General features: G+C 64.8%; 22 protein-coding genes. 13 read left to right on the top strand and 9 right to left on the bottom strand.

Annotated features, from left to right (window positions below; translation table 11 throughout):
* From WBH99_RS11035 to phaR, 4 genes are all read left to right on the top strand, one after another.
* On the top strand, nucleotides 1-142 hold a 142-nt coding region (locus tag WBH99_RS11035), incomplete at its 5' end, for a (d)CMP kinase (RefSeq protein ID WP_424220186.1).
* 94 nt (nucleotides 143-236) lie between these two features.
* Nucleotides 237-1,979 (top strand): class I poly(R)-hydroxyalkanoic acid synthase, encoded by a 1,743-nt coding sequence (gene phaC / locus WBH99_RS11040; protein ID WP_424220141.1) that lies wholly within the window; start codon nucleotides 237-239, stop codon nucleotides 1,977-1,979.
* 274 nt (nucleotides 1,980-2,253) lie between these two features.
* Nucleotides 2,254-2,997 (top strand): beta-ketoacyl-ACP reductase, encoded by a 744-nt coding sequence (locus WBH99_RS11045; RefSeq protein WP_424220142.1) that lies wholly within the window; start codon nucleotides 2,254-2,256, stop codon nucleotides 2,995-2,997.
* Nucleotides 2,998-3,092: 95 nt separating this feature from the next.
* Nucleotides 3,093-3,644 (top strand): polyhydroxyalkanoate synthesis repressor PhaR, encoded by a 552-nt coding sequence (phaR, locus tag WBH99_RS11050; RefSeq protein ID WP_424220143.1) that lies wholly within the window; start codon nucleotides 3,093-3,095, stop codon nucleotides 3,642-3,644.
* Between the two features lie 89 nt (nucleotides 3,645-3,733).
* Here the strand turns inward: phaR and WBH99_RS11055 are convergent, their stop codons facing one another.
* On the bottom strand, nucleotides 3,734-5,956 hold the full coding sequence (locus WBH99_RS11055; RefSeq protein ID WP_424220144.1) for a PhoX family protein: 2,223 nt from the start codon (nucleotides 5,954-5,956) through the stop codon (nucleotides 3,734-3,736).
* 325 nt (nucleotides 5,957-6,281) lie between these two features.
* On the opposite strand from WBH99_RS11055, the gene rimO reads away from it, so the two are divergent.
* Both rimO and WBH99_RS11065 read left to right on the top strand, forming a co-directional pair.
* Complete coding sequence (rimO, locus tag WBH99_RS11060; RefSeq protein WP_424220145.1) at nucleotides 6,282-7,595, top strand: 30S ribosomal protein S12 methylthiotransferase RimO; 1,314 nt, start codon at nucleotides 6,282-6,284, stop codon at nucleotides 7,593-7,595.
* A complete protein-coding gene (locus WBH99_RS11065; protein ID WP_424220146.1) occupies nucleotides 7,570-8,997 on the top strand; it encodes an FAD-binding oxidoreductase in 1,428 nt (475 codons plus the stop codon). Before rimO ends, WBH99_RS11065 begins: the two co-directional genes overlap by 26 nt.
* Here WBH99_RS11065 and WBH99_RS11070 read toward each other — a convergent pair.
* Complete coding sequence (locus WBH99_RS11070) at nucleotides 8,972-9,289, bottom strand: type II toxin-antitoxin system VapC family toxin (RefSeq protein WP_424220147.1); 318 nt, start codon at nucleotides 9,287-9,289, stop codon at nucleotides 8,972-8,974. The genes WBH99_RS11065 and WBH99_RS11070 overlap by 26 nt on opposite strands.
* Before the next feature lie 114 nt (nucleotides 9,290-9,403).
* Entirely contained in the window at nucleotides 9,404-9,652 is a 249-nt protein-coding gene (locus WBH99_RS11075) for a type II toxin-antitoxin system Phd/YefM family antitoxin (RefSeq protein WP_424220148.1), read from the bottom strand.
* 323 nt (nucleotides 9,653-9,975) lie between these two features.
* Between WBH99_RS11075 and WBH99_RS11080 the strand changes: the two genes are divergently transcribed.
* Complete coding sequence (locus WBH99_RS11080; protein WP_424220149.1) at nucleotides 9,976-10,176, top strand: hypothetical protein; 201 nt, start codon at nucleotides 9,976-9,978, stop codon at nucleotides 10,174-10,176.
* A gap of 30 nt (nucleotides 10,177-10,206) precedes the next feature.
* Here WBH99_RS11080 and WBH99_RS11085 read toward each other — a convergent pair whose 3' ends face one another.
* From WBH99_RS11085 to WBH99_RS11110, 6 genes are all read right to left on the bottom strand, one after another.
* Nucleotides 10,207-11,097 (bottom strand): Hsp33 family molecular chaperone HslO, encoded by an 891-nt coding sequence (locus tag WBH99_RS11085; protein WP_424220150.1) that lies wholly within the window; start codon nucleotides 11,095-11,097, stop codon nucleotides 10,207-10,209.
* Nucleotides 11,094-11,438 (bottom strand): ArsC family reductase, encoded by a 345-nt coding sequence (locus WBH99_RS11090; protein WP_424220151.1) that lies wholly within the window; start codon nucleotides 11,436-11,438, stop codon nucleotides 11,094-11,096. Before WBH99_RS11090 ends, WBH99_RS11085 begins: the two co-directional genes overlap by 4 nt.
* Nucleotides 11,439-11,529: 91 nt before the next feature.
* Entirely contained in the window at nucleotides 11,530-11,994 is a 465-nt protein-coding gene (locus tag WBH99_RS11095; protein WP_424220152.1) for a DUF1854 domain-containing protein, read from the bottom strand.
* Between the two features lie 12 nt (nucleotides 11,995-12,006).
* Nucleotides 12,007-14,250 carry an ABC transporter ATP-binding protein gene (locus tag WBH99_RS11100; RefSeq protein WP_424220153.1) on the bottom strand — a complete coding sequence of 748 codons (2,244 nt, stop codon included), beginning with the start codon at nucleotides 14,248-14,250 and terminating at the stop codon, nucleotides 12,007-12,009.
* Between the two features lie 144 nt (nucleotides 14,251-14,394).
* Nucleotides 14,395-16,350, bottom strand: coding sequence for a putative bifunctional diguanylate cyclase/phosphodiesterase (locus tag WBH99_RS11105; protein WP_424220154.1), 1,956 nt, complete (start codon nucleotides 16,348-16,350; stop codon nucleotides 14,395-14,397).
* A gap of 11 nt (nucleotides 16,351-16,361) precedes the next feature.
* Nucleotides 16,362-17,228, bottom strand: a complete 867-nt coding sequence (locus tag WBH99_RS11110) for a phosphate/phosphite/phosphonate ABC transporter substrate-binding protein (RefSeq protein WP_424220156.1) — start codon at nucleotides 17,226-17,228, stop codon at nucleotides 16,362-16,364.
* A 202-nt stretch (nucleotides 17,229-17,430) separates the two neighbouring features.
* Here WBH99_RS11110 and cphA (WBH99_RS11115) point away from each other — a divergent pair, with 202 nt between their 5' ends.
* The 6 genes from cphA (WBH99_RS11115) (at nucleotide 17,431) to WBH99_RS11140 (ending at nucleotide 24,795) form a co-directional block, all read left to right on the top strand.
* A complete protein-coding gene (gene cphA / locus WBH99_RS11115; protein ID WP_424220157.1) occupies nucleotides 17,431-19,644 on the top strand; it encodes a cyanophycin synthetase in 2,214 nt (737 codons plus the stop codon).
* A gap of 37 nt (nucleotides 19,645-19,681) precedes the next feature.
* Nucleotides 19,682-22,261 carry a cyanophycin synthetase gene (gene cphA / locus WBH99_RS11120; RefSeq protein ID WP_424220158.1) on the top strand — a complete coding sequence of 860 codons (2,580 nt, stop codon included), beginning with the start codon at nucleotides 19,682-19,684 and terminating at the stop codon, nucleotides 22,259-22,261.
* On the top strand, nucleotides 22,258-23,307 hold the full coding sequence (locus tag WBH99_RS11125; RefSeq protein WP_424220159.1) for an acyltransferase family protein: 1,050 nt from the start codon (nucleotides 22,258-22,260) through the stop codon (nucleotides 23,305-23,307). Before cphA (WBH99_RS11120) ends, WBH99_RS11125 begins: the two co-directional genes overlap by 4 nt.
* Nucleotides 23,308-23,441: 134 nt before the next feature.
* Complete coding sequence (locus tag WBH99_RS11130) at nucleotides 23,442-24,020, top strand: RcnB family protein (protein ID WP_424220160.1); 579 nt, start codon at nucleotides 23,442-23,444, stop codon at nucleotides 24,018-24,020.
* Between the two features lie 11 nt (nucleotides 24,021-24,031).
* Nucleotides 24,032-24,415: a hypothetical protein gene (locus WBH99_RS11135; RefSeq protein ID WP_424220161.1), complete on the top strand. Its 384-nt coding sequence runs from the start codon at nucleotides 24,032-24,034 to the stop codon at nucleotides 24,413-24,415.
* 11 nt (nucleotides 24,416-24,426) lie between these two features.
* Nucleotides 24,427-24,795, top strand: a complete 369-nt coding sequence (locus WBH99_RS11140) for an RNA-binding S4 domain-containing protein (RefSeq protein ID WP_424220162.1) — start codon at nucleotides 24,427-24,429, stop codon at nucleotides 24,793-24,795.
* Nucleotides 24,796-25,075 lie beyond the last annotated feature (280 nt).

Raw genomic sequence — 25,075 nt, forward strand, 5'->3', positions numbered from 1 at the left:
GGCCCGCGACGCGCGCGACAGCCAGCGGCCGGTCGCCCCCCTGCGCCAGGCGCCCGACGCCGTCTTGCTTGATACCGATCATCTGGGGATTGAAGCGGCGGTGCAACAGGTGCTTGACGGATACGCCGCGGCCGTCCCGTAATCCATCATTGCCGCTGCGAATTGACAGTCTCATGGCTGACAGGGAGAATCGGCAGGCTCTGGAGTTTGATGCCAATTGCCCACAGGAGTCGTATATGTCGAAGGCAGAGGGAAGTAACGACGCGGTCCATCCGATGTTTCAGCAATTTTTTCAGGCCGGTCAATCCATGGCCCAGGGCTTCATGGCCTTTCTCAACCAGATGCCCCGGGATGGCGGCTTCACGCCCCCAGCGGTGCAGCTCCCACCGCAGGCAGAGGCGCTGAAATCCCTGCAGCAGGAATTCATGGCCCAGCAGGCAAAGCTCTGGCAGGCCATGCTGGCCCGCAGCCAGGGGGGACAACCCGAATTCCAGGTGGCGCCCGAAGCCGGCGACCGCCGTTTCTCGGCCCCCGAGTGGTCCGAAAGCCCCATTTACGATTACATCCGCCAGAGCTATCTGCTCAACGCCCGCTACCTGAAGGAACTGGTGGAAAAGGTGCCGCTGGAAGATGAGCGGGCCCGGGAAAAGCTGCGCTTTGCCGCCCGTCAGTACGTGGATGCACTGGCCCCCTCCAACTTTGCCGCCACCAACCCTGAATTCGTCAGGCTGGCGGTGGAAACCAAGGGCAAGAGCATCACCGACGGCATCAACAACCTGCTCGCCGACCTGGAAAAAGGCCGTATTTCCATGACCGACGAATCGGTCTTCGAGGTCGGCAAGAACATCGCCACCACCCAGGGCGCGGTGATCTTTGAAAACGAGCTGATGCAGCTGATCCAGTACGAGCCCCTGACCGCCAAGGTGGCCAAGCGCCCCTTGCTGGTGGTGCCGCCCTGCATCAACAAGTTCTACATCATGGACCTGCAACCGGAAAATTCCCTGATCCGCTTCATGGTGGAGCAGGGCCATACGGTGTTCCTGGTGTCCTGGTGCAATCCCGGCGCCGAGCAGGGCCACCTGGGCTGGGACGACTATCTGGAGCAAGGTCCCATTACCGCCATCCGGGTGGTGCAGGACATCAGCCGCCAGAAGGAAATCAACACCCTGGGTTTTTGCGTCGGCGGTACGCTGCTGGCTTCGGCCCTGGCCGTGCTGGCCGCCCGGGGCGAACAGCCAGCCGCTTCGCTGACGCTGCTCACCACCTTGCTCGACTATTCCGATACCGGCGAGATCGGTCTGTTCATCGACGAGCAGTTCCTGGCCGCCCGGGAGGCCGCCATCGGCAAGGGCGGCCTGCTCCAGGCCCGGGAACTGCAGAATACCTTCTCGGCCTTGCGGCCCAACGACCTGATCTGGAATTACGTCGCCAACAACTATCTCAAGGGCCAGAAGCCCCAGGCTTTCGATCTGCTCTACTGGAATTCCGATTCCACCAACCTGCCCGGGCCCTTTGCCTGCTGGTACATGCGCAACCTCTACCACGACAACAGCCTGCGCATTCCGGGCAAGCTGGAAATGTGCGGCGTCAAGGTCGACCTGAGCAAGCTGGAAATGCCCACCTACCTGTTTGCCGCCCGGGAAGATCACATCGTTCCCTGGCATTCTGCTTATCAGAGCACCCGTTTGCTCTCGGGCCGGACCCGTTTCGTACTGGGGGCTTCCGGCCACATTGCCGGGGTCATCAATCCGGCATCCAAGAACAGGCGCAGCTACTGGATTCATGACGAAGTGAAAATGGATTCCGAGTCCTGGCTGGGCGCCGCCCAGGAACAGAAGGGCAGCTGGTGGAACGACTGGGCGCTGTGGATCAAGGAACATGGGGCGGGAGAAAAGGCGGCGCCCAAGAAACCGGGCAATGCCAGATACAAGGCCATCGAGGCCGCACCCGGACGTTATGTAAAGGAAAGAGTGGTTTGATTCCAGCTTGAGTCCAGATTGAGTCCAGCTTTTGAGTCCAGCTTGAGTCTAGATTGAATCGAGATTGAATCCAGCTTGAATCGAGTGAGGCGGTTTCTTTTGCGTGTCATCCTCAGGTGAGACAATATTTTGATGAGGCGGCCTTTGTCACGAATGCCAATGCACGGGCGCCAGTATTTCCATGAACGGAGGCTGGCACAGTTCTGAAGCAGAACGGTGCCTTCTCTGTTAGTTTGTCGTTGCAGTAACTCAATCAACAAAGGAAGGAAAGTCTATGACCCAACGTGTAGCTCTCGTAACTGGTGCAATGGGTGGTCTCGGTACCGCCATTTGTCAGGAACTGGCCAAGGCTGGCCACAAGGTGGTTGCTGCCTATCATCCTCAATTTGATAACAAGGATGAGTGGCTGAAGGAAATGGAAGCTGCCGGCTTCAAGGATTTCATTCCCGTGGCAGGCGACGTCGCCGATCTGGCCTCCGTCCAGGCCATGGTGGCCGAGGCCGAAGCCAAGGCCGGCCCCATCGACATCCTGGTCAACAACGCCGGCATCACCCGCGACAAGATGTTCGCCAAGATGGAAAAGGAACAGTGGGATGCCGTCATCTCCACCAACCTGACCAGCCTGTTCAACGTCACCAAGCAAGTTTCCGCCAAGATGGCCGAGCGTGGCTGGGGCCGCATCATCAACATCTCCTCCGTCAATGGGGTCAAGGGTCAGGCCGGTCAGACCAACTACTCGGCCGCCAAGGCCGGCGTCATCGGTTTCACCAAGGCCCTGGCGCAGGAACTGGCCGCCAAGGGCGTGACCGTCAATGCCATTGCCCCCGGCTATGTGGCGACCAAGATGGTCATGGCCATCAAGCCTGAAATCCTGCAAACCATCATTGATTCCGTGCCCATGAAGCGCCTGGCCAAGCCCGAGGAAATCGGTTTTGCCTGTGCCTTCCTGTCTTCCGACCTGTCCGGCTTCACCACCGGCGCCACCCTGAACATCAACGGCGGCCTGTACTACCAGTAAGCCTGTTGCCTCGCAAGGTGATGGCGGGCTCTCCGGGGCCCGCTTTTTTCATTTATAATGCTGCGCTGCACACAAAAACCCTCCAGGAATATTCCATGATAGAACCGGTCCGGCTGATCAAGAAGTATCCCAATCGCCGCCTCTATGACACCAAGACCAGCGCCTACATCACCCTTGCCGACATCAAGGAACTGGTACTGAAGTTCGAGAATTTCAAAGTGCTGGATGCCAAGACTCAGGAAGACCTGACCCGCAGCATCCTGTTGCAGATCATCCAGGAAGAGGAAACCGGCGGCGTGCCCATTTTCTCCACCGAACTGCTGGGCCAGATGATCCGTTTCTACGGCAATGCCATGCAGGGCATGCTGGGCAAGTACCTGGAAAACAACATCAAGATTTTCGTGGAGTTCCAGCAGAAGCTGCAGGATCAACCCCGTTCCCTGTATGGCGAGAACCCCCAGATGCAGACCGATTTCTGGGCCCAGTTCCTCAATTTCCAGCAGCCGGCCATGCAAAGCATGATGTCCGCCTACATGGACCAGAGCAAGAAGATGTTCCAGCAGATGCAGGACCAGATCCAGAGCCAGACCCGCAACATATTCACTGGCGTTCCCCCCCACCCTCCTGCCGGAGACGACAAGCCGTAAGACCGGCCCGGCTCGGTTCGGCAGCGCCGCGGCCCGTAAAAAGCCCATCCCCTCGCGGGAATGGGCGGCAGGGGTAAGGCGGGGAAAGACTAGACGCCGACCGGGCCGCCGTCGTTACGGGTAATCACCAGCGTGGTGGAGCGGGGCCGGGCCGTGCCGCCATCCGGGTAGTGGCTCTCGTAATGGGCCGGAGTAGCGATGTCGGCGGCGGCAGTGTTTTCACCCGGGTGCTGGATGTTCACGAACAGGGCCTTGCCGTCCGGCGTTTCGGTGATGCCGGTGAGCTCGCAGCCCTTGGGGCCGACCAGGAAGCGCTTTAGCTGGTCGCCGGGCGCCTTGCCGACGTAGGTGCTGACGTTCTGATCCGCGTCGCCATGGGCGGGGACCCCCTTGCTGGTCACCGTGACGGCGCCGCCATCGCCGACCGTGCCGGGGAGGGCGGCCAGGAGCATGCAGTTACTCACGTCCGTGTAGGCGCCATCGTCGGTCTGCAGCCACATCAGGCCCGGAGTCTTGCGACTGAACCAGAGTCCGTCAGGGCTGGAGAAGTCGTTGTCGTCGGTCAGGTCGGAGAGGTTGATGTGGGCCTGGTAGAAGGCTTCGTCATAGTTCACGTTGGCGGCATCGGCCTTGGCCTGGGCCCCGAACAGGTACACGTCCCAGACGAAGCTCAGGGCGGTGGGGTCGCTGCCGTTTTCGCGCCAGCGCACGATGTGGCCATTGACGTTGCCCTTGCTGGGCGCCTTGCCGCCCTTGCTGTCCTGGTAATAGCGGGGGTTGGCCGCGTCCAGGCCCTTGCCGGCGGAGCCGCGGCTGGCGTTGTTGGTCAGGGTCACATAGACATCGCCATTGACCGGGTGGATGCCGGCCCATTCGGGACGATCCATCTTGGTGGCGCCCAGGGCGTCGGCCGCCAGGCGGCAGTGGATCAGCACATCGGCCTGGTCGCTGAAGCGGTAGGTGGCGTAGCCGGCGATGGCGGCCTCGGTGATGTCCAGCTTCAGCCAGTTGCCGCTGCCGTCGGCGTTGAAGCGGGCCACATAGAGGCTGCCGTGATCCAGGTACTTGTCCCCGGCAGCCAGGCCCTTGCTGGTGTCGGCCGGGTCCCAGTTGGCGGCGGAGACATACTTGTAGATGTACTCGTTCTGGGCATCGTCGCCCATGTAGAACACCAGGGGCTTACCGGCGGTGACCTTGGCACAGTTGCAGCTCTCGTGGCCCATGCGCCCCAGGGCGGTGCGCTTACGCGGTGCTGCGGAGGGATTGAAGGGATCCACCTCGACCACCCAGCCGAAGGTGTTGGGGATGTTGCGGTAGTCCAGGTTGGCGCTGGCATGGGTGACGCTGGCATTCCAGCGCTCATGGAGGTCGCCGGCGGGAGTGGCGTTGGCCCAGCCGTAGCTGCCGTTGCTGCTGGTGATGCCGTAACGCTGCATGGCCAGCTGTTCCTGGGCGGTGTGGGTGGCAACGCCGCTCTTGAAATAGCCGGCCCAGTTTTCCTCGCAGCTCAGGTAGGTGCCCCAGGGGGTGTCGCCGTTGGCGCAGTTGTTGAGCGTGCCCCGGGTCTGGGTGCCGTCGGGGGAGTAGGCGGTGACCATCTGGGCATGGCCGCGGGCGGGACCATGGAGGCCACAGGGCGTGGCGGCCGTGATGCGGCGGTTGAAGCTGGAGGCGGTATGCAGTGCGAACGCCCCGGATTGCTTCTGGATTTCGATGACGGACACCCCGTGGGCATGGACTTCCTTGTCCACCTCGGCGGCAACCCGGGCGCTGACGTTGTAGGCGGCCACTTCGGCCGGGGTGTGCAGGAAGATGCGGGTGATGTTCTCGTGGTTGATGCAGAGGATGCCGCGCTCGGAATTGCCCGCATCCCAGCCCTTGCCGGCGCGGTCGAGACCGAAGTAGCTCATGCCGTCATTGTGGTCGCCGCAGCGGTACTGGAAGCTGGCGGCTGTATCGGTGCCGTCGTTGGCGTAGGCGGGCGTGCTGGAGTTGATGGGGTCGCCCAGGCGGTAGAGGGGCGTGGCGGTATAGCCGGCGGGAACCACGACCCTGTCGGCCAGGCTCTTGGCGACGGGATTGAAGCGCAAGGTGAACGGCGGGGGCGGGTCGGGGCGGTCGGCATCCTTGCCGCGGGCGAGGCCAGGGACGAAGAAGGCGGTGCTCAAGAGGCCGAGGCTGCCCTTGAGCAGGCTGCGGCGGCTCATGCGGGCTTCCAGGATGTCGGCAAAGCTGGGGCCGGCGCTAAAGTTGTGGCCGGTATCGTCAGCGCTCTGGAACTCGCGCTTGGTCATGGGGAGTTTGTCGTGCACGCAGAGCTCCTTTGCTCGGTAAAACCTCGGAATCTAGAGCGTCTCGGTTACGCTTTCATGTTGCCAGGAGGGCGGGGATCGAAGTGGAGCCGTCGGGCCGGAGCCGTCGGGCTGAACCCGTCGGGCCGGATCTGTCCCGATGGCGATATTTTTCGCGCCGTCGTTGCGCCGCCGTGATGCCTCGGGATTTCCCTCTGCCATGCGGGCCCGGAAAAGGGGCGTGACTGGGCGCGGCAAGGAGGAGGCGCCGCCTCGAAGGCGGCGGCGGCGTGTCCTGGGGGCGGCAGGCGGTATACTCCCGGCTCGTTCATTTGCTTTTTTTGCCATGTCTCAATCCAAACGTGTAGGGATGGTCTCCCTGGGCTGCCCGAAAGCTTCTTCCGACGCGGAGCAGATTCTCACCCGTCTCAGGGCCGAGGGCTACCTGATCGCTCCTTCCTACGAGGATGCCGACCTGGTGGTGGTCAACACCTGCGGCTTCATCGATGCGGCCGTGGCCGAATCCCTCGATGCCATCGGCGAGGCCCTGGCCGAAAACGGCAAGGTGATCGTCACCGGCTGCCTGGGCGCCCGGGAAAATGTGGTGCTGGAGGCCCATCCCCAGGTGCTGGCGGTGACCGGCCCGCATGCCACCGAGGCGGTGATGGCAGCCGTGCACCAGCATCTGCCGCCCCGCCACGATCCCTTCACCTCCCTGGTGCCGCCCCAGGGCATCCGCCTCACGCCGGACCACTTCGCCTATCTGAAGATTTCCGAAGGCTGTAATCACGACTGCACCTTCTGCATCATTCCCTCCCTGCGCGGCCCCCTGGTGTCCCGCCCGGTGGGGGATGTGCTGGAGGAGGCCAGGAAGCTGGCCGAGGCCGGGGTCAAGGAATTGCTGCTGATCTCCCAGGATACCAGCGCCTATGGCGTCGATCTCAAGTACCGCACCGGCTTTTGGGGCGGCAGGCCCGTCAAGACCCGCCTGAAGGAACTCTGCGAAGCCCTGGCGACTTTGGGCATCTGGGTGCGGCTCCATTACGTCTATCCCTATCCTGCCGTGGATGAGCTGATTCCCCTGATGGCCGAAGGCAAGCTGCTGCCTTATCTCGATGTCCCCTTCCAGCATGCCAGCCCGCGCATCCTCAAGGCCATGAAGCGGCCGGCGGCGACCGAGAACACCCTGGCGCGCCTTCGCCGCTGGCGCGAGATCTGCCCGGACATCACCATCCGCTCGACCTTCATCACCGGTTTTCCCGGCGAGACCGAAGCAGAGTTCCAGGAACTCCTCGATTTCCTCGTGGAAGCCCAGCTGGACCGGGTCGGCGCCTTTGCCTACTCGCCGGTGGCGGGGGCCGCCGCCAATGAAATTCCCGGCCTGCCCGCCGAGGAAGTCCGGGAAGACCGCCGCCGCCGCCTGATGGAATTGCAGGAGGACATCAGCGCCGACAAACTTGCCGCGAAGATCGGCCGGGAAATGACGGTGCTGGTCGATGCACGGGACGAAGAGGGCGTCATGGCGCGCACGCCGGGCGATGCGCCCGAGATCGACGGCCTCGTGTATGTGGATGGCTTTTTTGATGCCGAACCCGGCGATTTCATCGAGGTCCGGATCGTGGATGCGGATGAGCATGACCTCTACGCCGAAGCCCTCTGAGACTTCCCGCTTCCTGGAGCGGCTCGCCGCCATCGTCGGCCCCGGACATCTTTGCACCGACCCGGCCGATCTCGACCCCTGGCTCACCGACTGGCGCGGCCGCTACAAGGGCCGCGCCCTGGGCCTCGCCAGGCCCGGCAGCACGGCGGAAGTCCAGGCCCTGGTCCGGGCCTGTGGCGCAGCAGGAGTGCCGATGGTGCCCCAGGGCGGCAACACCGGCCTGTGCGGCGGCGCCACCCCCGATACTTCCGGCCGCGCCCTGCTCATCCAGCTCGGGCGGCTGAACCGCATCCGCAGCCTGGATGCCGGCAATCACTCCCTGATCGCCGAAGCCGGCTGCACCCTGGCCCAGGTCCAGGAGGCGGCGCAGCAGGCGGGCTTGTTGTTTCCGCTTTCCCTGGCTTCGGAAGGTAGCTGCCAGATCGGCGGCAACCTCTCCACCAATGCGGGCGGGGTGCAGGTGTTGCGCTACGGCACTACCCGGGAGCTCGTCCTGGGTATCGAGGCGGTGCTGCCCAATGGCGAGTGCTGGGAGGGCCTCCAGGCCCTGAGAAAGAACAATACCGGCTATGACCTCCGGCAGCTCCTCATCGGCGCCGAAGGCACCCTGGGCATCATCACGGCCGCCGTGCTAAGACTCTTTCCCCCGCCCAGCATCCGGGTCACCGGCTGGCTGGGCGTGGCCTCCCCGGCCGCCGCCGTCACGCTGTTGAACCGCTTTCAGCAGCGTTTCGATGCCCATCTGACGGCCTTCGAGCTGGTCTGCCCGCTCTCCCTCGCCCTGGTGCGGCGCCACATCGGCGGCATTCCTAAGCTCCCCGATGCTCCCTGGCATGTGCTCTGCGAGCTGGGGGAGAGCGATCCAGCCGCCGATCTGCAAGCCAGGGTGGAAGCCTTTCTGGCGGCAGGCTGCGAGGCGGGCGAGCTGACCGGCGCCGTGCTTGCCCAGTCGGACAGCCAGCGCCAGGGGCTCTGGCGCATCCGGGAAACTATTTCCGAGGCCCAGAAGCAACAAGGCCCCAGCATCAAGCACGACCTCGCCCTACCCATCTCCGCCATCGCCGCCTTCCTGGAGCAGGTCGCCCAGCCGCTGCAGCAGGCGTTTCCCGGCATACGCCATGTAGCCTTCGGGCATCTGGGGGATGGCAACCTGCACTTCAACCTGTCGATGGCCGATGCCGCCGCCAACCGCGCCCTGCTCGAACGCCAGGCCGAAGCCAACCGCATCGTCCATGACCTCGTGCATGCACTGGGCGGCAGCATTTCCGCCGAACATGGCCTGGGGCAGTTGAAGCGGGAGGAGATCCGGCGCTACAAGTCCGCCGTGGAGATGGCGGCCATGCAGGCCATCAAGAACGCCCTCGACCCGGCGGGCCTCATGAATCCGGGCAAGGTCCTGTAACGGCTTGCAGAGCCCTTGCGGCCTTTTTCAACATCTTGATGATCGTGTCGCTGTAGAGTGCCACCAAGGGATCATGGGGCATCAGCCGGATCGGCTCGACAAGCGCTTGGGCCACGAGGATGCGGTCAAACGGGTCTTGCTGGTGCGCAGCGAGTTCTTCAACGGCGAGCGCATGTTCGGTCTCGATTGCCAGGAAACGATCGCCGGATTCGCCAAAATAGCGCACGGCATCCTGGCTAGAGACGGGCATGTTCCCCCGGCCAAGGGCGTACTTGATGGCAATCTCCCACACGCTTGCGGCGCTAATCCAGACGGTCGTCTTCGGAGACAGAATCCGTTCCCGTGTACGGCAGCTTCGGGCTGTCCGTGATCGCCCATAGGGCAACATGGGTGTCCAGCAACAGGTTCAAGCTTGCTCCCCACCCATGAAGAAGCGTGCCACTTCCTCGTCATGGGCGTCGATGGTGTCCAGCACCTCGAACTTCCCCTTGGCGACACCGCTACGCTGAGCTGTCGGCACCGTATCCATCGGAACCAGTCTGGCTGCCGGGCGCCCATTGCGGGCAATGACGATTTCGCGCTCCTGGCCCTGCTCGATAGCGTCCACCAAACGGGACAGCGAGGACTTGGCTTGCAACATATTGACGGCTTGCATGGCATGCTCCAAAAACAATGCGCTCAGTCTAGTCTAGCCAAGCACTGAAGATCAGCGCGTGAAAACCAGCGCGTGAAAACCAGCGCGGATCATGCGATTGCTTTCATCAGGCTCCCATGCGCCCCTTTCAGCTGCGCTGCAAACCCTGCAAGAAGATTTTCACGACAAGGATCACTCGCCATCCGCCCGACACCTTTGACGCTATCCTCATAGCAAAAAATTAAGCCAAACCACATTTTCCGGTCATTGTCCTGTCATTCCCGTTACTGATAATCTGCCTTCGGACCCGGTGGATTTGTTGTGGGTCAAAACTAGGAGGTCCCATGAAAAGCTACGACACGGAGCCGCAGAACGGAACTCTTGCCAACCGCCCTGATGCCCTGGAAATGGGCTTGATCGGAATCATCGAAGTCCCTGCCAAGGAAGTCGAATTCGTGGAGCGGGCCTACCGTTCCAGCATCTTCTGGCTGATTGGTATGGGAGTCGGCTGCCTGGGGCTCGTCGGTTTCGGCTTCCTGGCCTGAAACCCGGGCTGGGAGCCGGGGCTGTCCCTGTCAGTGCAGGGGCTTCTTGGCAAACAGGGCGGCTATCTCTTCGGGCGTGAAGTGGTACTCCCGGTTGCAGATGTCGTCCTTCACCAGGATTTCCCCATGCTCGGCCAGGATGGCCTCGGCTTCCTCGCGGCCCAGGGCAAGCAGCATGTTTTCCACCTTTTCCCGATCCTCCGGGCAGTGGTGGGTGACCGGACGGGGATCATAGAGCCGCACTCCCTTGCTGCCGTCCTGTTCGCCCTGGAGGATTTCCTCGTGAAACAGACGGCTCAGCAGAGTGGCTGCGTCCAGTTCCAGCAGTTCATCCTGTTTCATCGTGGCGGCCAGGTGGCTGATCCGCGTCCAGCCGTCTGGGTCGAGGGCATCGGCACCGGGCATTTTCTGCAGAAAGAGGCAGCAGGCAGCCTGGCCGCTGGCGGCCAGGAACAGGCGGGCGGGCAGCTGTTCGGACTGCTCCAGGTAGTGTTCGAAGATGCTGGCGATGGAATCCCCTACCAAAGGCACGAAGCTCTGGTAGGGATGCCGGGCCGTGGGGAAATCGAGGTTGAGCATCAGCTGGCCGCCCTTGTCGGCACCCAGCAGCTGCGGTACCGGGGCCGGGGTCAGACCCGGCGCGGCCCGGGCCATGCCGCGCAGGCGCAGCTGTTCGTCGCAGTCCATGATCAGCAGGGAAATGGGGCCTTCGCCGCGCAGCTGGAAGGTGAGCCGGCCCGGCTGCTTCAGCTGGGCGGCGATGAGCACGGTGACGGCGGCCATCTCGCCCAGCAGCCGGGCTTCCACGGGGCCGTAGCCCCGGCCCTTTTGCAGACTCTGCCAGCAGGGGCCGAGGTGCACCAGGGCGCCGCGGATATCGAGGCCCTCGAACAGGAAACGGGTGACGGAATCCGGGCTCACGGCAGCTCCCTGGCGTATTGTTCCGGGTCGAAACCCACGAGCAGGGTCTTGCCCGTATCGAGCACCGGGCGTTTGATCAGGGCCGGATAGCGGGCCATCAGGGCCTGGGCCTTGGCGGCGTCCACGTCGGCCCGCTCCGCCTCCGTGAGCTTCTTCCACATCAGGCCCCGGGTGTTGAGCAGGATCTTCCAGTCGCTCCTTGCCATCCAGTCGGGCAGCTGGCTTGCGGCCACGCCGGGCTTCTTGTAGTCGATGAATTCGTAGGCGATGCCCTGTTCGTCCAGCCAGCGCATGGCCTTCTTCATGGTGTCGCAGTTCTTGATGCCGTAAATCTTCAACATGGGAACTCCAGAATGCGTTGCGGCCCGCTCCGGGGGCGCTTGGGGGCAAATGATAGCAGGGCGGGCCAGCCCCTGGCAGCCTGGGCGGCGCTTACAGGAAGCGCATCAGGAATTTACGGCTCTGGCGATCCAGGGCCTGGCGGTCGCGGATCAGGTACTGGAGACCGTGGTGGTCGGCGATGATCAGGGCGCTTCCCCCCAGGCGGCGGATGTCTTCTTCACCTTTCAACACCAGCCGGGTGGGGCCCCGGTCGGTGTCCACTTCCCAGGTGCTGGGCGTGGCGAAGCTGCTGACGTGGCGGATGGCGCGGATTTCCGGCATGAATTCCCGCTGTTCCAGTTCTTCTTGCAGGAGCCGGGCCATGGTTTCCGGCAGTGCCGCCAGGGTGTCGATCCAGAGTAGTTCGTGGCCTTCCGGGCTCATCAGGGCCAGGCCCTGGTCGGGGGCGGTGATGGCGAAGGCGCGCACGGGCACCACGCCCGTGTGGCGCTGGCCAGCCGCGTCGGTGAACACCAGCTGGCCGAAGGCGTTGCGTTCCAGTTGCAGGGTCTTCATGGTGGGGGGTCCTCAGGCTTCGGCGGGCGCCGGGTCCGATACTGCGCCCAGCACTTCGTCCAGCTGCTTGGTCTGGGCCTGGTAGAGGCGGTAATAGTGGTCTTTGCGCGCCATCAGTTCGTCGTGATTGCCGATCTCCACGATCTGGCCCCGGTCCATGACCACCAGCCGGTCGGCCTTTCTCAGGGTGGAGAGGCGGTGGGCGATGGCGATGGTGGTGCGGCCCTGGATCAGGTTGTCCAGGGCGGCCTGGATTTCCAGTTCGGTTTCCGTATCCACGGCGGAGGTGGCCTCGTCCATGATCAGGATCTTCGGGTCGATCAGCAGGGCCCGGGCAATCGAGATGCGCTGGCGCTCGCCGCCGGAGAGGGCCTGGCCCCGTTCGCCCACCAGCGAGTCGTAGCCGTGCGGCAGGCGCAGGATGAATTCGTGGGCGTGGGCGGCCCGGGCGGCGGCGACGATTTCTTCCCGGCTGGCGTCGGGGCGGCCATAGGCGATGTTCTCGGCGATGGTGCCAAAGAACAAGAAGGGCTCTTGCAGCACGAGACCGATGTGCTTCCTGTACTCGGCCACGGGCAGGCTGCGGATGTCCACCCCGTCGATACGGATGCTTCCCTCGGTCACGTCATGGAAGCGGCAGATCAGGTTCACCAGGGTGCTCTTGCCGGAACCCGAATGGCCCACCAGGCCGATCATCTCGCCGGGGCGGATGTCCAGGTCCACGCCGCGCAGCACGGTGCGGCTGCCGTAGCGAAAGCCCACCCGCTCGATGCTGATATGGCCTTCGACCCGCTCCAGGTGCTGGGGCCGGGTGGGTTCGGGGACGCTGGAGACATGGTCGAGAATGTCGAAGATGCGCTTTGCGGCGGAGGCGGCCTTCTGGGTCACCGAGACGATGCGGCTCATGGAATCGAGCCGGGTATAGAAGCGGCCGATGTAGGCGAGGAAGGCGGCCAGCACGCCGACGGTGATTTGATCGTGGGCCACCAGCCAGATGCCAAAGCCCCAGACGATCAAAAGCCCGACTTCGGTCAGCAGGGTGACGGTGGGGGTAAACAGGGACCAGATGAAATTGACCCGGTCATTGACCGTCAGGTTGCGCCGGTTGGCTTCCCGGAAGCGGGCGACCTCGCGCTTTTCCTGGGCAAAGGCCTTGACCACCCGGATGCCGGGGATGGTATCGGCCAGCACGCTCGTGACCTCGGCCCAGACCCGGTCGGCCTGCTCGAAGCCGTGCCGCAGCTTGTCGCGCACGAAGTGGATCATCCAGGCGATGAAGGGCAGGGGCAACAGCGTCACCACGGCCAGCCAGGGGTTGATGGAGATCAGGATGGCCGCGGTCATGGCGATCATCAGCACGTCGGTGGCGAAATCGAGCAGGTGCAGCGACAAGAAGACGCAGATCCGGTCCGACTCGCTGCCGATCCGGGTCATCAGGTCGCCGGTGCGCTTGCCGCCGAAGTATTCGAGGGAGAGGCCCTGCAGGTGTTCGTAGGTGGTGGTGCGCAGGTCGGCGCCGATGCGTTCCGAAACCAGGGCCAGGATGTAGGTCTTGGCCCAGCCCAGGGCCCAGGCCATGAGTGCGGCTAGCAGGAGTCCGCCCAGGTAGAGGGTCACCTTGTCCTGGTCGATGGGCTGGCCGTTCTGGTAGGGAATCAGCACCTCGTCCATGAGCGGCATGGTCAGGTAGGGGGGCACCAGGGTAAAGGCGGTGGCCGCCAGCGTCAGCAGGAAACCGGCCAGGAGCCGCCCCTGATAGGGTTTGGCAAAGCGCCAGAGGCGCAGCAGGGTCCAGGTGGAGGGGGGCTGCAGCAGGGCCTTGGCGCAGGTCGGGCACTCTTCCTGGCCGGGCACCATGGGGTTGTGGCAATGTTCGCAGAGAATTTCTTCCGGCGCCTCGGGAGCCTGGCCGGTCGTCAGTTCGTGGATGCGGGCGGCGAAGGCATCCATCAGCCGCCGGGCCTGCATGTCCTGCCCCAGGGTGTAATGCCAGAAGGCCAGCCGGCCATGGGCATCCATGAGTTCCAGGGTCACCACCCCGGCATGGTCCCGGCGCCGCAGGGCGAGGCCGGGCTGGCAGGTCCATTCCCGGATCGGGCCGGTGCCGCATTGGCTCAGCAGCCGCCGGGCGCTGAGCAGCAGCAGGCCGGGGGTGAAATGCAGGTTTTCATCGAGGTCGAGGGTCATGCTGGCCAGAACGCTTTCTTCCGGACTCAGCAGGGATTCGAGACGCTTGCGCAGATCGTCAAAGGGCATGGGTTGCATCAGCAAGGGAGGGCGGCAGGGCGCCCTGGGGGGAAACCGGGGGCGGCATTATCCGTAAAATGCCGGATGCCAGGGTTAACTGGCGATGGGGCCCCAGGTTGACCAGGGCCCGGGGTTTATTTGCCGGGCCGGGGCTCAGAAGGGTTCCGGCTGGTGCAGGGCATAGCCCTGGGCGTAGTCCACGCCCAGTTTGCGCAGGATGGGCAGGAGTTCCGGCACGGCCACGTATTCGGCCACGGTTTTCAGCCGATGGGCGCGGGCCAGGCCGACGATGGCTTCCACCGTGGCCCGGTCGATGGGGTCCTGCAGCAGATTGTGCACGAACTGGCCGTCGATCTTCAGGTAATCCACATGGAAGCGCTTCAGGTAGCCGAAGGAGGACAGGCCGCTGCCGAAGTCGTCCAGGGCCATGGTGGCGCCCATGCGGTGGGCATCGTCGATGAGGGCCAGGGCGCCGGCCAGATTGCCGATGGCCTGGCTTTCGGTGATCTCGAAGCAGATCAGGCGGGGGTCGATGCGGTAATGGGTGATGCGCTCGGCGATGAAGTGGCGCAGTTCCTCCTCGGCCAGGCTGCCGCCGGAAAGGTTGATGTTGAGATGGTGAAAGGGTAAATCTCCCGCATCGAGCCGGGCCCGGATGCGGGCCAGGGCATGGTCGATGACCCAGCGGTCGATGAAGGGCATCAGATTGTAGCGTTCGGCGGCCGGGATGAATTCGCCGGGAGGCACGATGTGATCATCCTGGCCGCGCATGCGGATCAGGATTTCGGCGTGATCGGCGCTGCGGCCATCCAGGCTGCTGATACGCTGATGGTAGAGCACGAAGCGATCTTCCTGCAGGGCGGCGGTGATGCCGGTCAGGGATATGAGTTCCTGCTGGCGCTGGCGGAAATAGTCATCGCCCGGCGCATAGACTTCCACCCGGTTGCGGCCATGCTCCTTGGCGGCATAGCAGGCGGTATCGGCGGCAATCAGCAGGCTGGTCACCGTGTTGATCTGGGGCGAGGCCTGAACGAGGCCGATGCTGGCGCCTAGCTGGAAAGACTTGTCTTCCCAGATGAAGGGCAGGGTGCGGATCTCCTCGGTCATCCGCTGGGCGCTCTGGCGGGCCTCTTCCTGGGTCTGGTTGAGGAGGACGAGGCCGAACTCGTCGCCCCCCAGGCGGGCCACGAAATCGGCGTCGAAGCGCTCGCTCATGACCTGGGCCAGGTTCTGCAGCAGGCGGTCCCCGGCGGCGTGGCCGCAGCTATCGTTGACGGCCTTGAACTGGTCCAGGTCGAGATAGAGCACATACAGGGGCTGGTTGCGGCACAGGCGCAGGGCTTCCTCGAGATAGGCCTCGAAGGCGCGGCGGTTGTGCAGCCCGGTGAGGGGGTCGTGGCCGGCCTGGTGGGCCAGTTCCTCCACCCGGGTTTCCACGGCGCTGGTCATGGCGTTGAAACTGCGGGCCAGAAGGCCGATTTCATCCTGGGTGGGGATGTCCACATGCACCTGGTAGTCGCCTTCGGCAACCCGGCTCGCCGCTTCGGCCAGGGTGCGCAGGTGGCGGGTCAGCCACAGGCTGCTGACAAGGAGCATGAGGGCCGTGAGCAGGATGCCCGCCAGGGCCACGCTCAGGCCCTGCCAGATCTGGCGGCTGCGGGCGGCGGCAATGAATTCGGTCGAAAGGCCGAGCTGCACTTTGCCATAGGTCTGGCCGAGGTAGCTGACCGGAAAGCGCACGTGCAGGGTCTGCCCCCAGGGGACGCTGGCCTGGGGCTCCGGCAGGGTCTGGCCGGCAGCGATGCCGGAGGCGGCGAGGATCCGGCCCTGGAGGTCGCTCACCGCGATGTAATGCAGTTCGTCGGTCTGGCGCCAGCCATCGAGAATGTCGCGCAGGGTGGCATAGTCGCGGGCCACCAGCGGCACCGAAATGGCGGTCTGATAGGCTCGTTCGAGGGAAACCACATGCTGCTGCAACTGGCGGCCGAGTTCCTCCTCCATGCGCAGCAGGCCGCTGAACAACATGCCGGCCAGGGCCAGGAGTTCGACAACGAGGGCAGCAAAGAGGAGGCGGGAACGCAGGGAGCGGAAAAAGGGGACGGCGCTCATGCCATCCTGTTTCATCGGGTTTCGAGGCGCATCTGCTGGCGCACGATGGCGACATAGGGCGTCAGGGCCTCGAGATCGGCATGACTGACCGGCTCATAGCCCTGGTAGCCGGTATCCTGGAAGAAACGCTGGCCTTCCGGGCTTTCGGCAAAGTTCCAGAGGGCCTTCCGGATCGCGGCGATGCGCGGGTCGCCGAGGCGGCGGTGGGCGAGAGTCATCAGATGGGGCATGCGGATTTCCGAGGGCAGCTCCACCACCTTGTTGCGCACGTCGGCAGGAATCTGCTGCAGGGGGGTGTAGGTGGTCAGGGCGGCATCGGCCTCACCCACCGCCACCGCGGCGATGGCGGCGCCATGGGTGGGATATTCGCGGATGCGGTAGTCGCGCCCGGCCTGCATGCCCTTGTCCGCCAGCCATTTCATGCCGCCGATGGAGGAGACGGAAAACAGGCTGGACAAGGCGACGACCCGGCCGCGCAGGTCCCTGGCGGCCTCGATGCCGCTCCCCGGGCGGATCACGAAGATGGGCTGCAGGGTGGCCCGGTAACGGACCAGGGGCACATAGCCCTTTTCCACCGACATCACCGCGAAATGGGGGCCGGTGATCAGCAGGTCGTAGCGTCCGGCCAGGGATTCGCGCAGGAAGGAAGTATAGTCGGAGGTCGTATGGACATCGATGGCGGTACCGAGTTGTGCTTCCAGGAATTGGCGCAGGGGCTGGTGGGTCTTGATCAGGGCCAGAGCGCTGTTGAAGGGCATGATGCCCAGCGTGAGGCGGCTGCCGGTATCGGCCTGGGCTCCGGCAAGCAGCAGCGGCAGAACGGCCAATCCTGCCAATCCTGCCAATCCTGCCAGGAGGGTCCGGCGGTCTGTATTCATCTTCTCTCCCGGTTTTTTTTCGCAATCTAGCACTTCGGACCGGGTTTGTCTTGCGCTCCTTTTCATGCCAAATGCATCATCCGGGGTCTCCGGGGCGTCCTCTCCGGGGCGTCCATCCGGAGGGTGGACAACAATTATTTCCAGGGTGGGTAAACCGGGCGCGGGGTGGCGCGTTTATTTCGGCACCGATATGCTCGGCAACATGGCACTGCTGAAACCTCACGACGACATGACCCATAAAAGCATCGAATTTCGCCGCATCCAGTATCTGCGTGGTCCCAATGTCTGGACCTACCGCCCGGTCCTGGAGGCCCTGGTGGATATTGGCGAACTGGAGGATTTTCCCTCCAGCAAGATTCCCGGTTTCTACGAGCGTCTGTCGGCCTGGCTGCCCTCGCTGATCGAACATCGCTGCAGCTATGAAGAACGCGGCGGTTTCCTGCGCCGGGTCCAGGAAGGCACCTGGCCCGGCCATATCCTCGAACATGTGACCCTGGAACTGCAGAACCTGGCCGGCATGCCCGGCGGCTTCGGCAAGGCCCGGGAAGTTTCCGAACGGGGCGTCTACAAGGTGGTGGTGCGGGCCTGGAACGAGCACGTGACCCGCGCCGCCCTCCAGTACGGCCGCGATCTGGTGATGGCGGCGATCGAGGACAAGCCCTTTGATGTGGCGGCCTGCGTCGACCACCTGAAGGACCTGGTCGATGCCCATTGCCTGGGTCCGAGCACCGGCTGCATCGTCGATGCCGCCGACGACCGGGGCATTCCCGCCATCCGCATCACCGACGGCAACCTGGTGCAACTCGGCTACGGCTGCCGCCAGCGCCGCATCTGGACGGCGGAAACCGATCGCACCAGCGCCATTGCCGAGAGCATTTCGCGCGACAAGGACCTCACCAAGACCCTGCTCCAGTCCTGCGGCCTGCCGGTCCCCGGGGGACAACTGGTGAGCACGCCCGAGGCTGCCTGGGAAGCGGCCGAGGACATCGGCCTGCCGGTGGTGGTCAAGCCCGATGACGGCAACCACGGCCGGGGCGTGTTCCTCGACCTGAACAGCCGGGAAGAAATCGAGGCCGCCTACCGGGTCGCCAGTGAAGAAGGTAGCCATGTCATCGTCGAGCGTTACATTCCCGGCAGCGAACACCGGCTCCTGGTGGTGGGCAGCCAGGTCGTCGCCGCCACCCGGGGCGAAATCGCCGAGGTGGTGGGGGATGGCCGGCACAGCATCCGCGCCTTGATCGACCTGCAGATCAATGCCGACCCCCGCCGGGGCCGGAGCGAGGAGCATCCCCTCAACTTCATCGGCCTCGATTCCGCCGTGCGCCTGGAACTCCAGCGCCAGGGTTTCACCCCCGATGACGTGCCGGCAGCAGGCCGGAAAGTGGTGGTGCAGCGCATCGGCAACCTGGCCATCGACTGCACCGACGCGGTGCACCCGGACACGGCCCGCACCGTGGCCCTGGCCGCCCGCATCGTGGGTCTCGATATCGCCGGGGTGGACCTGGTGGCGCAGGACATTTCCCAGCCCCTGGAGGCCCAGGGGGGGGCGATCGTCGAGGTCAATGCCGGCCCCGGCCTCCTGATGCATTTGAAACCCGCCGAGGGCAAGCCCCGGCCCGTGGGCCAGGCCATCGTCGAACTGCTGTTCCCCAATGGCGACAGCGGCCGGGTGCCCGTGGTGGGCATCACCGGGGCCCGGGGCAAGACCGCCACGGCGCGCTTGCTGACTCATATCCTCGACCTCACCGGTCAGTACATCGGCATGGCCTGCAGCGACGGCATCTTCCTCAACCGTCGCCAGGTGGAAACTGGAGCCCGGACCGCCAAGGTCCAGTGGGAGGCGGCCCGCCGGGTGCTGATGAACCGCCAGGTCCAGGCCGCCGTGATCGAAAACGGCGCCGATGCCATCCTGCAAGAGGGCCTGGCCTATGACCGCTGCCAGGTGGGCATCGTCCTGAACAGCGCTCCCATGGCCGATCTTTCCCACCATTACGTAGAAACGCCCGAGCAAATCTGCAACGTGCTGCGCACCCAGGTGGACGTCGTGCTCGAAGGGGGCGCCGCCGTGCTCAATGCGGCGGATGCCCAGGTGGCCGACATGGCCCGTCTGTCCGATGGCGAGGTGATCTTCTTTGCCCGGGACGGGGAGCTGCCGGTGCTGCGCGAACATGGCGTCCAGGGGGGGCGGGCGGTGTTCATCCGCGCCGGCCAGCTGGTGCTGTCCGAGGCCGGTCACGCAACCCCGTTCCTGGAGATGGCCAGCCTGCAGCCCCATCGGCTGGCTGGCGGCATGGCCAGCGGCATGGCCAGCGACATGGCCGACAGCCTGCTGGCCGCCGTGGCCGCTGCCTGGGCCCTGGGTCTGGGCACCGACGTGATCCGCGCCGGCCTGGAAACCTTCCCTGCTGCGGCCTGATCATCCGAAAAAAAAGAATATCCCGAGGATTCCCGTCATGGAAATTTCCCGTATCCGCGCCCTGCGCGGTCCCAATCTCTGGAGCCGGCACACCTCCATCGAGGCCATCGTCAGCTGTGAGGAAAGCGAGCGGCAACTGAGCCGTCATCATCCGCAATTCGAAACCCGCCTGCGGGCCCGCTTTCCCGAGATCGGCCTGGTTGCCCTGGCCGACACGGCCCAGACCTATTCCCTGGCCCACGCCCTGCAGCTGTCCGCCCTGGGGCTGCAGGTCAGCGCCGGCTGCCCGGTGACCTTCGGGCGCACCACCCAGACCGTGGAGCCCGGGGTGTATCAGGTGGTGGTGGAATACACCGAGGAAGCCGTGGGCCGCCGCGCCCTGGCCCTGGCCGAGGACTTGTGCCGGGCCGCCCTCGCTGACAGGCCCTTCGATCTGGAAAAAGCCCTGGCCGAGCTGCGCGAACTCGACGAGGACGAGCGCCTGGGGCCCAGCACCGGCGCCATCGTCCATGCCGCCATCGTCCGCAACATTCCCTGCCGCCGCCTGACTTCCGGCAGCCTCGTGCAGTTCGGCTGGGGCAGCCGCCAGCGCCGCATCCAGGCGGCCGAGATCGACCAGACCAGCGCCATTGCCGAGGCCATCGCCCAGGACAAGGATCTGACCAAGGATCTGCTCCGGGCCGCCGGGGTGCCCGTGCCCCTGGGGCGGGCCGTGCAGGATGCCGAAGAGGCCTGGGCCGCCGCCCAGGAAATCGGCGGGGCGGTGGTGGTCAAGCCCCAGGACGGCAACCAGGGCAAGGGGGTGGCGGTGAATCTCGGCAGCCGCGCGGAAGTGCTGGCCGCCTATGCCGTGGCAGCCGGGATCAGCTCGAAGGTGCTGGTGGAACGCTACCTGCCGGGCCAGGATTTTCGCCTCCTGGTGGTGGGCAAACAGATGGTGGCCGCCGCCCGGCGCGATCCGCCCCAGGTGATCGGCGACGGCGTGCATACCATCCGCGAACTGGTCGATCAGGTCAATAGCGACCCGCGCCGGGGGGAAGGGCATGGCACGGCGCTCACCAAGATCCGCTTCGATGACATCGCCCTCGCCACCCTGGAAAAGCAGGGCTACCAGGCCGACAGCGTGCCCCCCAAGGGCGCCCTCGTGGCGCTCCGTAACAATGCCAACCTGTCGACCGGGGGCGCCGCCACCGATGTCACCGACGATGTGCACCCCGAACTCGCTGCCCGGGCCGTGGATGCGGCCCAGATGGTGGGGCTCGACATCTGCGGCGTGGATGTGGTCTGCCAGACCGTGCTGAAACCGCTGGAAGAGCAGGGCGGCGGCATCGTCGAAGTGAATGCGGCGCCGGGCCTGCGCATGCATCTGCAACCTTCCTTCGGGCGCGGCCGGCCCGTGGGCGAGGCGATCATTTCCCTCTTGTTCGAGGACGGCAACAATGGCCGCATTCCCGTGGTGGCCGTGGCCGGCACCAACGGCAAGACCACCACCGTGCGCCTGATTTCCCATTTGCTCACCGGCAACGGGCTGCGCGTCGGCATGACCACCACCGACGGGGTTTACATCCAGGATAAACGCATCGACACCGGGGACTGCAGCGGCCCACGGAGCGCCCGCAACGTGCTCATGCACCCGGAGGTCGATGCCGCGGTGCTGGAAACCGCCCGGGGCGGCGTGCTGCGCGAAGGGCTGGGTTTTGACCGCTGCAATGTCGCCGTGGTCACCAATATCGGCCAGGGCGACCATCTCGGCCTGGCCTACATCAACAGCGTCGAGGACCTGGCCGTGGTGAAGCGGGTCATCGTCGAGAACGTGGCGCCGGACGGCATGGCCGTGCTCAATGCCACCGACCCGGTGGTGGCGAAGATGGCCGAACACTGTCCGGGCGGCGTCACCTTCTTTGCCCAGGACCCGCATCATCCGGTGCTGTCCACCCACCTCGCCCAAGGCAAGCGGGGGCTTTATGTCGCCGACGGCCAGATCGTCTGCTTTGCCGGGGGCGAAGAGCAGCAGCGCCTGGCCCTGGCCCAGGTGCCCCTCACCCAGGGCGGCCGCATCGGTTTCCAGGTCGATAACGTCCTGGCTGCCGTGGGCGCCGCCTGGGCCCTGGGCCTCGACTGGCTCACCATCCGCCGCCAGCTCTCGAGTTTCGTCAGCGATGCCAGCACCGCGCCGGGCCGTTTCAACCTGTTCGACTACAAAGGCGCTACCCTGATCGCCGATTACGGCCACAACCCGGATGCCATCCAGGCGCTGGTGCAGGCCATCGCGACCCTGCCTTCGCGGCGCCGGGTGGTGGTCATCAGCGGGGCGGGGGACCGGCGTGACGAGGACATCCGCCAGCAGACCCGGATCCTTGGCGCCGCCTTTGACGATGTGATTCTCTATCAGGACCAGTGTCAGCGCGGCCGGGCCGATGGCGAGGTGCTGAGCCTGCTGCGCCAGGGCCTGGAAGGGGCGAGCCGCACCACCCATGTGGATGAGGTGCGGGGCGAGTTTCTGGCCATCGACCGGGCCCTGGAGCGGCTGGGTGAAGGGGACATCTGCCTGATCCTGGTGGATCAGGTGGAAGAAGCCCTGGCTCATATCGCCAGCCGGGTACAGCCGTCCGCATGAGCGGCCCCGCTCAGCGCCTGGTCTTTGTCGATCTGCTCAAGGCGGGTGCGGTGCAACTGGTGGTGTTGCACCACCTGGCCTTGTACGGCCCCCTTTCGGATTCGGCGGCAGAACTGCTGCCCGAACTGATGGCATGGCTAAGCCAGCAGGCCCGCATCGCGGTGCAGGTGTTTCTCGTGGTGGGCGGCTTTCTGGCGGCCCGTGGCCTTGCGCCCGATGGCGTCTGGAAGCCGGGTCGCCGGCTGCAGCCCCTGATCGCGCAGCGCTACCTGCGCCTGGCCGGCCCCTATGTGATCGCCCTGATGCTGGCCGTGGCCGGTTCTGCCCTGGCCAGCCAGTGGATGGAGCACGATTCCATCCCGGCGCCGCCGGGGCCGGGGCAGTTCCTGGCCCATGTGCTGCTGTTGCATGACCTGCTTGGTTTCGAGGCGCTCTCCGCCGGGGTCTGGTACGTGGCGATCGACTTTCAGCTTTACAGCTTGTTGGTGCTGCTGCTCTGGCTGGGGCAAACCGGCAGGTGGCGCGGGCCGATCCTGGTGACGGCGCTGGTGCTGGCCTCCCTGTTTCATTTCAACCGGGATGCCGACTGGGATGTCCTGGCCCTGTACTTTTTCGGGTCCTACGGACTCGGCGCCCTGGCCTGGTGGTGCACAAGGCAAGCCGGAAACAGATGGCTGGGGGTGCTGACGCTGGCTCTGGCCTGCCTGGCGCTGGCTCTGGACTTCCGCAGCCGCATTGCCGTCGCCCTGATCGTCGCGACGAGTCTGGCCATGGTGCAGTTCAGCGGCCTGCAGCAACGCTGGGCCGCTCATCCGCTGATCGCCTGGCTTTCCCGTATTGCTTACGGAGTATTCCTGGTTCATTTCCCGGTTTGCCTGGTGGTGAATGCGGCCTTCACCCGTTTCGTGCCGTTGACGCCTGAACGGGCGCTGTTGGGCATGGCCTTGGCCTGGGCGTTCAGCCTCCTGGCTGGGGCCCTGTTCCATGACCGGGTTGAGCAGGGCGTCGGCTGGCGTGGATTTGTGCGCCTGGATCCGGCCGGGTGAGGTTTGCAAAAGTTGGCCATCAAAAGTTGCCAATCCTTTGTTTGCGATTCACCGTCCTGGGCATAAACTTCATCGACCCGCACCCCACAAGCAGTACCACGAGCCGTGGCTGCGTTTCTCACTGGAGGCACATCATGCAGAAAAACGAATTCAACTCCCTCAAGGCGGCAATCCTTGGCCTGGCCCTGGGCTTGATGGCGACCCCCGTACTGGCCGACAAGCCGGATCACGCCGGGCAGGGCGGCGCCCAGCATGGCGAACGGGGGCAGAATCAAAAAGACCACAAGGGACACGAGGAGAAGCAGCAGGGCAAGGGACATGGGGGGCAGCACGAATACTCCACCCAGGACCGGCGTGATGACCGGGGCCGTGATGGTGACCGGGACCATCCACCTGCCGGCACCTACTTTCACGCGGACAAGCGGGTCGTGGTGCGCGACTACTTCGACCATGAAATCCGTTCCGGCCATTGCCCACCGGGCCTGGCCAAGAAGCACAACGGCTGTCAGCCCCCCGGACAAGCCAGGAAATGGCGTAAAGGCTACCCCTTGCCCCGGGATGTGGTCTATTACGATCTGCCTGAAGCCCTCATCATCCAGTTGGGCCGTCCGCCCGCCTCGCATCGCTATGTCCGGGTCGGCGCCGACATCCTGCTGATCGCCATCGGCAGCGGCATGGTGGTCGATGCCATCGAGGATCTGGGAAATCTGTGAAAGGCGGGTCGATGCCGCTGCCAAACCGTTTTTCAAACCAGGGCTGCCCCTTCTTTGCCCTCTTCTTTGCCCTCTTTCTTGCCTTCTTCCTGGCCGTTGTGCCTTGCCCGGTCATGGCGCAGCAAGAGGACTTGGCGATGCCCGATGCGAAGGCGACGGACAGTAAATTCCTGGAAAAGGAGCTGCAATCCCTCGATTGGGCCCAGTTCCGCTTCGTATTGCACAGCGTGCCGCAGCTTCGCGCCGAGGTGGATGCTTACGGCCCTCTGGGCTGGCAGTATGTGGAGCGCCATTACCGCCGTTATGGCTGGAGCCGTTCCCTCGACAAGCTCGATCAAGCCCGGAGGCGCGAACTGGCGGATCTCATCGTCCGGGCCAAGGCCGTTACCCGCTGACCGGAGTCCGCATGCGTCTCGACAAATGGCTCTGGGCCGCCCGTTTTTTCAAGACCCGCAGTCTGGCCAGCACAGCAGTAGTCGGCGGCAAGGTGCGGCTCAACGGCCTCTCGCCCAAACCTGCCAAGGAAGTGAAGCCGGGGGACGAACTGCAGATTCGGGCCGGGGAACAACTCTGGACCGTGATCGTCCAGGGCCTTTGCGAACAGCGCCGCCCGGCCCCGGAAGCCCGGCTGCTCTATCAGGAAACCCCGGAAAGCCAGCAGGAGCGGGAGCGCCAGGCCGAATTGCGCAAGGTGGCGCCCGCCCCTCTGGCCGATCACAAGGGGCGGCCCACCAAGCGGGAGCGGCGCCAGCTCATCACCTTCCGTCAGGGCTGACGGGGCCCCAACCCCCGCCATTCTCCCGGCGCCGCTCAACGCCAGCCAACCCCGCCCTGAAAGTGGGCATCAAGTGGGCATCCTGAGTCTCGACGAGGCCGTGCAGCAAGGCATTTCCCGCTGCCAGGACAAGCAGCAGGCCGCCGCCAGCCTGCGCCGGATTCTGGCGGGTCTCCCGGGGTTTGGATACCCGCATCGAAGCCCGGCGTTGACTGGGGTGCGCCGGGTAGGGATATACTTCCGATCTTGCCGCCAGACCGAGGGCGAGGGAATGCGCACT

Origin of the sequence: Azovibrio sp. (assembly GCF_049658005.1) — a bacterium.
Taxonomy (GTDB): domain Bacteria; phylum Pseudomonadota; class Gammaproteobacteria; order Burkholderiales; family Rhodocyclaceae; genus Azovibrio.

What these genes read in the sequence shown, in the direction of transcription:
- phaC (WP_424220141.1), top strand. Translation starts at nt 237, where the DNA reads ATGTCGAAGGCAGAGGGAAGTAACGACGCGGTCCATCCGATGTTTCAG.
- WBH99_RS11080 (WP_424220149.1), top strand. Translation starts at nt 9,976, where the DNA reads ATGAAAAGCTACGACACGGAGCCGCAGAACGGAACTCTTGCCAACCGC.
- WBH99_RS11125 (WP_424220159.1), top strand. Translation starts at nt 22,258, where the DNA reads ATGAGCGGCCCCGCTCAGCGCCTGGTCTTTGTCGATCTGCTCAAGGCG.
- WBH99_RS11110 (WP_424220156.1), bottom strand. Translation starts at nt 17,228, where the DNA reads ATGAATACAGACCGCCGGACCCTCCTGGCAGGATTGGCAGGATTGGCA.
- cphA (WP_424220158.1), top strand. Translation starts at nt 19,682, where the DNA reads ATGGAAATTTCCCGTATCCGCGCCCTGCGCGGTCCCAATCTCTGGAGC.
- cphA (WP_424220157.1), top strand. Translation starts at nt 17,431, where the DNA reads ATGGCACTGCTGAAACCTCACGACGACATGACCCATAAAAGCATCGAA.
- WBH99_RS11095 (WP_424220152.1), bottom strand. Translation starts at nt 11,994, where the DNA reads ATGAAGACCCTGCAACTGGAACGCAACGCCTTCGGCCAGCTGGTGTTC.
- WBH99_RS11130 (WP_424220160.1), top strand. Translation starts at nt 23,442, where the DNA reads ATGCAGAAAAACGAATTCAACTCCCTCAAGGCGGCAATCCTTGGCCTG.
- WBH99_RS11135 (WP_424220161.1), top strand. Translation starts at nt 24,032, where the DNA reads ATGCCGCTGCCAAACCGTTTTTCAAACCAGGGCTGCCCCTTCTTTGCC.
- WBH99_RS11140 (WP_424220162.1), top strand. Translation starts at nt 24,427, where the DNA reads ATGCGTCTCGACAAATGGCTCTGGGCCGCCCGTTTTTTCAAGACCCGC.
- WBH99_RS11065 (WP_424220146.1), top strand. Translation starts at nt 7,570, where the DNA reads ATGACCTCTACGCCGAAGCCCTCTGAGACTTCCCGCTTCCTGGAGCGG.
- phaR (WP_424220143.1), top strand. Translation starts at nt 3,093, where the DNA reads ATGATAGAACCGGTCCGGCTGATCAAGAAGTATCCCAATCGCCGCCTC.
- WBH99_RS11075 (WP_424220148.1), bottom strand. Translation starts at nt 9,652, where the DNA reads ATGCAAGCCGTCAATATGTTGCAAGCCAAGTCCTCGCTGTCCCGTTTG.
- WBH99_RS11045 (WP_424220142.1), top strand. Translation starts at nt 2,254, where the DNA reads ATGACCCAACGTGTAGCTCTCGTAACTGGTGCAATGGGTGGTCTCGGT.
- WBH99_RS11105 (WP_424220154.1), bottom strand. Translation starts at nt 16,350, where the DNA reads ATGAGCGCCGTCCCCTTTTTCCGCTCCCTGCGTTCCCGCCTCCTCTTT.
- rimO (WP_424220145.1), top strand. Translation starts at nt 6,282, where the DNA reads ATGTCTCAATCCAAACGTGTAGGGATGGTCTCCCTGGGCTGCCCGAAA.
- WBH99_RS11090 (WP_424220151.1), bottom strand. Translation starts at nt 11,438, where the DNA reads ATGTTGAAGATTTACGGCATCAAGAACTGCGACACCATGAAGAAGGCC.
- WBH99_RS11100 (WP_424220153.1), bottom strand. Translation starts at nt 14,250, where the DNA reads ATGCCCTTTGACGATCTGCGCAAGCGTCTCGAATCCCTGCTGAGTCCG.